Origin of the sequence: Nostoc sp. NMS4, from assembly GCF_017115095.1 — a bacterium.
GTDB lineage: Bacteria > Cyanobacteriota > Cyanobacteriia > Cyanobacteriales > Nostocaceae > Nostoc.
In genome coordinates, this window is the sequence record NZ_JABXKI010000390.1 from 1 (window position 1) to 7,283 (window position 7,283).

Here is a 7,283-nt window from a genome sequence, read left to right on the forward strand (position 1 = left end):
CCTTTTTTTACACACTTCATCCTAATTTTAATAGTGTATTACTTTCTTGAGAAGCTTCTAACTCAGAACTGCCAAACTTGGTAACTGCTTTCACCACTTATTTAGTTAACCCCGTGGGCAAGTTCGCTTTTCTATTTCAGAAGGAAGTGACAGCATTTGGTTAAAATAGCGATCGGAGTGCTTTACAAAGCTTAAAACTTTTTAGCAATGTCTACGACGGGTTAAGCCTACGCAAAGCACAGTGAGCCAGCGCGGTCTTCTTCCAAAGGGAGAGACTAGTAGTCTGTCAAGAAATAATTGACGAATAAATTTTCTGTAGAGACGGCGATTTATCGCGTCTCTCGAACCGTCAAAATGGATTTGACAGACCACTAGTGCCAATGAAGTGTACCCCAAGAGCGACTGGGGAACCCGAAAGGCTTGCCGTTAGCTAAGTTTTTTCTTTCTTTACAGATAGATAGTACCTAAAACCGATGACTGGTGTTAACCTGACTGCTTGGATTCTTGGCCCTGTCTTAGGGGTAATGACATTCTTATTTATATTTCGTATCATTCTCACTTGGTATCCACAAGTGGATCTTAATCGTTTGCCCTTTAATTTAATAGCTTGGCCCACTGAGCCATTTTTAATCCCGTTGCGAAAGTTGGTGCAACCTATAGGTGGAGTAGATATTACACCTATTATTTGGGTTGGTATCTTTAGCTTGCTACGAGAAATCCTGTTAGGTCAACAAGGATTGCTGACTATGCTATCTCGTGTGAATTAAGGATGGGGCATTGGGCATTGGGCATTGGGCATTGGGGAATGGGGCAGGAGTTCTTTAATTTTGAATTTTGAATTTTGAATTGATTGCTCCCCCACTCCCCACTCCCTTAACCGTTCATTTCCTGCACAAAATTTGTATAGACATTACCCTGCAAAAACTGTGGAGTTTCCATAATTTTTTGATGAAACCCGATAGTTGTGGGTAGTCCAGTGATGGCACATTCCCGCAGTGCGCGTTTCATCCGGTTAATAGCAGTGGGTCGGTCTGGTGCCCAAACAATTAACTTGCCGATTAAGGAATCGTAGTAGGGCGGGATTTGGTAATCTGTGTAAACGTGCGAATCAATCCGAACACCAGGGCCTCCGGGGGGCAGATAGCTACTAATCCGTCCAGGAGAAGGACGAAAATCATGATCGGGATCTTCGGCGTTGATTCGACATTCGATCGCATGACCTCGTAATACTACTTGCTCTTGGGTTAGCTTGAGTCTTTCTCCTTGAGCAATGCGGATTTGTTCGGCAACTAAGTCTATCCCCGTAATCATTTCTGTTACAGGATGTTCTACTTGAATCCGGGTGTTCATTTCCATAAAGTAGAATTTACCGGATCTATCCAAGAGAAACTCGATAGTACCTGCCCCACTGTAGTTAATGAATTGGGCTGCTTTGACAGCAGCTTGTCCCATTTTCTCACGTAGGTCTTGGTCGAGAGCCGGACTAGGAGCTTCTTCTAACAGCTTTTGATTCCGGCGCTGAATTGAGCAATCCCGTTCACCCAAGTGGATGACATTACCGTAGTTATCTGCCAAAATTTGAAATTCGATATGGCGGGGACGTTCAATAAATTTTTCTATGTAAACGCCAGAATTCCCAAAAGCTGCTCCTGCTTCGCCTTGGGCTGCGAGGAAAAGTTTAACAAATTCGTCTTCAGAACGAACTAGACGCATACCCCGTCCACCGCCACCCGCCGTGGCTTTAATCATCAACGGATAGCCGATATCTTTGGCAAATCCTAATCCTTCTTCCTCAGATTCTACCAATCCCTCAGTACCTGGTACTGTCGGAACTCCAGCTTTTTGCATGGTTTCTTTAGCAGTGGATTTATCCCCCATTAGCCTGATAGCTTCTGGAGTTGGACCGATAAAAGCAATATGATGGTCGGCACAGATTTCCGCAAACCGAGCATTTTCTGCTAAAAAACCATAGCCTGGATGAATTGCAGTAGCATTTCGTGTCAGTGCAGCAGCAATAATATTGGGAATATTCAAATAACTTTTACCGCTAGCAGGTTCGCCAATGCAAACCGCTTCATCAGCAAGTTGGACGTGGAGAGCATTACGGTCAACGGTGGAGTGAACCGCAACTGTGGCAATTCCCATTTCTTCACAGGCGCGGAGAATGCGAAGGGCGATTTCTCCCCGATTGGCAATTAATATTTTGTCAAACTTCATTTTTTAGTTTCGATATCATTACCAGTAGATTCACATTTTCTCCGATCCAACTTGAAATAATGCGGAAGCATTGTTTCAAATTATCGCAGGAGATTCGCCATCCTGATTCTAAGCAAACTTGCATATTGCACGCTTGCTGCCTCTAGGGGTTTTACTACAATAACAACATTGCTGTTGTAAGTCTTGACTAGACTAGCAAGCTGGGCTTTGGCGATGCCGAATAGCGAGTCATAGAGTGTCATTACTCGTCGTAGAGATCGCCTACGGTAGGCGGTTATGCGATCGCACCCCTGCCGAACATATTCGCTCTAGTAGCTTTATCCCTTTTCAATATCACTTGTACAACTGCTAAATTTCTGTCAGTCTGATACCGCCTTGAGAAAATTTATATTTTTGAGCCACTGAATTTAGATATCACTTTACTATAATTATTTTCTTATGCTATAGTCTATCTTTAGAGAAACCATGCGGATGTGGCGGAATTGGTATACGCGCACGCTTGAGGTGCGTGTGGGCAATGCCCTTGCGAGTTCGAGTCTCACCATCCGCATTTTTGCTTGTTTAAGCATAGGGTCAATAGTCACAGGCCAAAAAACCTTAGACTATTGACCCTTAAACATAAGTTTGCAGTCAGAATTAAGCAAAGTTGCCTTGTCAAAGTACGAGTTTTTTATGCTTTCATAGAGATAGGTGAAGTTTTGTAAAAAGCATTGACTATTACTTTTACGCCGACAAACAACCTAACAGTGCCATCAGCTTGGCATCGCCTCACTCCGATTTGGCAAGGAGGGGAGGAAATAATTGAACAAAGTTTACCTCACACTCAGCTAGCACCTGCATGGCAGCTAATGCTTTTGGGTGACGGCTCTCCAACACGTCACTTAGAATTGCTCACCGGTGAGCCTGTAGAAGTAGACGTTATTGATATGTCATTGATTGGCATCGACTTAGATGCTGCTCCTGAGTTAATCCAAGCTGTCCCAGAACCGCGATTACGGCGACAAGTATGGCTGCGTACCGCTTCTGGTCAAAGATTAGCCTATGCGACTTCGTGGTGGGAAGCTAGTCATGTCGATGAGTATTTACAAAACCGTTCATTACCAATTTGGGCAAGTTTAGCTCGACTTCGCACAGAATTGTATCGGGATGTTCGAGGAATTTACTACGGTGACTCATTGGCACTAGAGTCCGGTTTTGGTATAACTGGGCCTTTTTGGGGTCGTCACTACTTGTTTTGGCATCATGGACAGCCACTAACATTAATTTATGAGGTTTTTTCACCTTATTTAACCAAATATTTGGGGCCTATGCAGTTGAATGCTGTTAATGCTGAGGCATAGTATTTAAAATCCCGGACACAAAATTGATCTTGTTTATATTTGGATAAATTCAATACCACAGATAGAAGGTCTGTAAATAATAAGGTAGTGTGGGGAATGGCACTAAGTTAAGATACAGCCCTTGCCCTGACTGCTTCCCAGCCTGGAGGCTGGGAACCCATTCTGGGAGGCTCCGCCTCTTCTTTCTTAACCAGAGGCGGAGCCTCTCGGAATACATTCCCAGCCTGGAGGCTGGGAACAAGGCTACACAGGCTTTTGGGATTTTCTTAGTGCCATTAGGTAGTGTGGGTTAATGATTACTTGCAGCAATGCCCAAGTTAGTTATATCCTCAAAGTGCTTGAAATGAAGGATGTTAACTTTCGGAGACTTTCCGAAACAGACAGCCGTTTAAAGGAATGTCCTGCGAAATTCAACAAAGCGTGTTAAAAAAGGTAACTAACCACTAAAACACCGCTTTGAAACAGTAGAGAAGGTTGATTACAGAAATATCATCAATGTCTATGGTGGAGAAATTTATGAAATTAACTACCTTAGATCGCAAGAAACTTTTTGGTTGACTTAACCAATTCAGCAAGTAATAAGTTTGCAAATATGAGGTATAGGTTTCAATGGCACTGCCTCTTGTGTCTGTTCCGATGAAGAAAAATAAGAAACCGTCTCTGGTGCTGACACTCTCGGCTGCTGGGTTATTAATTGCTGCGGGGAGTGTAGCATACTGGTTGTTAGCCCAGAGACAAATGTCTTCTAGCGATTTGCTAGTTGGTGCAAATATTATTCCTGGTGATGCTCTGTTTGCGGTTTCTTTAACAACAGATCCCCAGCAGTGGCAGAAATTGCGGCAGTTTGGGACAAAAGAAACCCAAACAGAACTGGACAAAAATTTAGTCCAATTACGCGATCGCTTTCTGACTAATAATGGTTACGACTTCCAAAAAGATATCGCTCCTTGGGTAGGCGATGACATGACGATCGCAATTCTCGCCCCAGCTACAGGGAATAAACCTGCACCCAAACCAGTTACCACCAATAAAGAAGATACTGCTAGCGATCAGCAGTCGATGGTAATGGTATTGCCAGTGAAAAACCCAGAAATCGCCAAAAGCATTTTGGCACAACCCAAAACTCTTAAACAAGGCAAATGGATCGATCGTATTTATCAAGGGATCGCTATCAAACAAAGTGAGGGACAAACAGGGCAAAACTTCTCGGCTGTATTATTAGATCGGCGTTTTTTAGTCATAACTGATAGTCCCAAAGCCACAGAACGAGCGATCGATGCTTACAAAAATAAAACGTCCCTAGCCACAACAGGGGGCTTTGCTGAGAATTTCCCGAAAATTGCCAACTACCAACCCTTTGCCCAGTTTTATGTGAATGTGCCAACAGCAGCGAAAATAGCCGCCGCTTCTCCAAACCGGCCTTTACCTGCTCAAGTTTTGGCTCAACTGCAAAATAACCAAGGTTTAGCGGGGACAATAACCTTAGAGTCAGAAGGAATCCGCTTTAAGGGCGTTTCTTGGTTAAACCCTAATAGTCAACGTGTGCTGGTGGTAGAAAACAAAGCTGGAAAAATGCAAAGCCGCATACCAGCCGAAACCTTAATGATGCTGACTGGTGGTAACTTACAAAGATCGTGGAGAGACTATGTTTTAACATCTCAGGGAAATCCTTTATCACCGATCGCACCAGAACAGATTAGAGGTGGTATAAAATCCCTTACCGATCTTGATTTAGAGAAGGATTTGCTTAGTTGGATGAAAGGAGAATTTTCGTTATCAGTGATTCCTGCTACTCCAAAAGAAGGTTCACCAAATGATTTTCGTGCAGGTTTGCTGTTCATGGTACAGACAAGCGATGCTTACGGTGGGCAAAGCCTACGCAAATCAGCCGAAGCATCCATCAGTCAACTGGATGATGTGATGAAAAATCAATACCAGTTCCAAGTGCAACCGGGGAAAGTCGCAGGCCAACCCGTTGTTAACTGGGTATCGCCTTATGGTACATTAACTGCCACCCACGGTTGGTTAGATGGAGATGTGGCCTTTCTGGTAGTAGGCGCTCCGATCGCGGATAAAATTCTTCCCAAACCTAACTACACACTAGCTAGCACGCTCCCTTTCCAACAAACAGTTCCTACAGAACCCAATCCGACAAACGGTCAATTTTTCCTGGATGTAGAACGAACTGTGAAAAACTTCCCTTTACCAACTCTAATTCCCAATCAACAAACTTTGCTAGATGCAACGCGCACAATTGGGATGACATCTGCTGTCAGCGACAATCGCAGTAACCGTTACGATATTTTTATCGAACTCAAAAAAGTTACTAACGCGACTTCATTGCCTAGTCCAGAAGGGAGTAAGAGTAATTCTGTTAGATAGGGGGATGAGGGAGACAAGGGAGACAAGGGAGACAAGGAGATAAATAAAACTCCTAACTTTTAACTCCTAACTCCTAACTCAGCACTCAGCACTCAGCACTCAGCACTCAGCACTCCTAATGCCCCATTCCCGATTCCCCTTTAACCATATAGGATCAAAACAGTCAGAATCGATATTTTAAATCATCCACGGAGAGAAGACTTTATGAATTTGGTTGTACTCCAAAACTGGCTGGACAATACGTCCTTTGCCATATTATTCCTAACAATGCTGGTGTATTGGGGAGGAGCGGCTTTTCCGAATCTGCCTTATCTAGCCGTTTTGGGAACAGCTGGGATGGCGATCGCAAATTTGTGCATTGCGACTCTACTAGGGGCAAGATGGATCGAAGCTGGTTATTTTCCCTTAAGTAATCTCTATGAATCTCTGTTTTTCTTAACTTGGGGAATTACCGCCGTCCATCTGATTGCCGAAAATAGTAGCCGTAGCCGCTTAGTAGGAGTTGCGACAGCTCCGGTGGCAATGGCGATCGCAGCTTTTGCTACTATGACACTACCATCACAAATGCAAGCGTCAGAACCCTTAGTACCTGCTTTGAAGTCAAATTGGCTGATGATGCACGTTAGCGTTATGATGTTGAGCTATTCGGCTTTGATGGTGGGTTCATTATTAGCGATCGCTTTTTTAATTGTCACTCGCGGTCAAAATATCCAACTACAAGGCAGTTCTGTAGGGACTGGCGGTTATCGTAGTAACGGCTACCGCTTACACAAAGCCACTGAACTAACTTCTCAACCACCAGCGCCGGCTGTCGAAAATAACGGTTTTGCTCGTTTTGAAACTAGCGGCAACGGCAACGGTAACGGTAACACTGCTGTTTTGAATTTAGTAACTACCCCTGAGTCTCAAGCTGTAGCATCTGCTGAACCTCTATCACCCCAGCGCCTTAGCCTTGCCGAAACCCTCGACAACATCAGCTATCGCATCATCGGACTAGGATTTCCCTTGTTGACAATTGGCATCATTGCCGGTGGCGTTTGGGCTAACGAAGCCTGGGGTTCCTACTGGAGTTGGGACCCGAAAGAAACTTGGGCATTAATTACCTGGTTAGTTTTTGCTGCCTACCTCCACGCCAGAATTACTCGCGGTTGGCAAGGGCGCAGTCCCGCAATTTTAGCCTCCACCGGCTTGCTTGTAGTTTGGGTTTGCTATCTCGGTGTGAATCTTTTGGGTAAAGGTTTGCATTCTTACGGTTGGTTTTTTTAAGAACCGGGAGCATCCCAATGCAAGCTTAAATCTTTTCCCTCACCCCCAGCCCCTCTCCCAAAAATGGGAGAGGGGAGA

General features: G+C 44.3%; 5 protein-coding genes and 1 tRNA gene. 5 read left to right on the forward strand and 1 reads right to left on the reverse strand.

Annotated features, from left to right (window positions below; all coding sequences use genetic code 11):
• Positions 1–473 precede the first annotated feature (473 nt).
• Positions 474–767, forward strand: a complete 294-nt coding sequence (locus HWQ37_RS32190; RefSeq protein ID WP_094350101.1) for a YggT family protein — start codon at positions 474–476, stop codon at positions 765–767.
• A 106-nt stretch (positions 768–873) separates the two neighbouring features.
• On the opposite strand, the gene accC is transcribed toward HWQ37_RS32190, so the two are convergent.
• Positions 874–2,217, reverse strand: coding sequence for an acetyl-CoA carboxylase biotin carboxylase subunit (accC, locus tag HWQ37_RS32195; RefSeq protein ID WP_292755084.1), 1,344 nt, complete (start codon positions 2,215–2,217; stop codon positions 874–876).
• A 467-nt stretch (positions 2,218–2,684) separates the two neighbouring features.
• On the opposite strand from accC, the gene HWQ37_RS32200 reads away from it, so the two are divergent.
• From HWQ37_RS32200 to ccsB, 4 genes are all read left to right on the forward strand, one after another.
• A tRNA-Leu gene (locus tag HWQ37_RS32200) sits at positions 2,685–2,767 on the forward strand.
• A 160-nt stretch (positions 2,768–2,927) separates the two neighbouring features.
• Positions 2,928–3,557, forward strand: a complete 630-nt coding sequence (locus HWQ37_RS32205; protein WP_292755087.1) for a chorismate lyase — start codon at positions 2,928–2,930, stop codon at positions 3,555–3,557.
• 609 nt (positions 3,558–4,166) lie between these two features.
• A complete protein-coding gene (locus HWQ37_RS32210) occupies positions 4,167–5,939 on the forward strand; it encodes a DUF3352 domain-containing protein (protein WP_292755090.1) in 1,773 nt (590 codons plus the stop codon).
• A 204-nt stretch (positions 5,940–6,143) separates the two neighbouring features.
• Positions 6,144–7,205 (forward strand): c-type cytochrome biogenesis protein CcsB, encoded by a 1,062-nt coding sequence (gene ccsB, locus HWQ37_RS32215; protein ID WP_292755092.1) that lies wholly within the window; start codon positions 6,144–6,146, stop codon positions 7,203–7,205.
• The last annotated feature ends 78 nt before the right edge of the window (positions 7,206–7,283 follow it).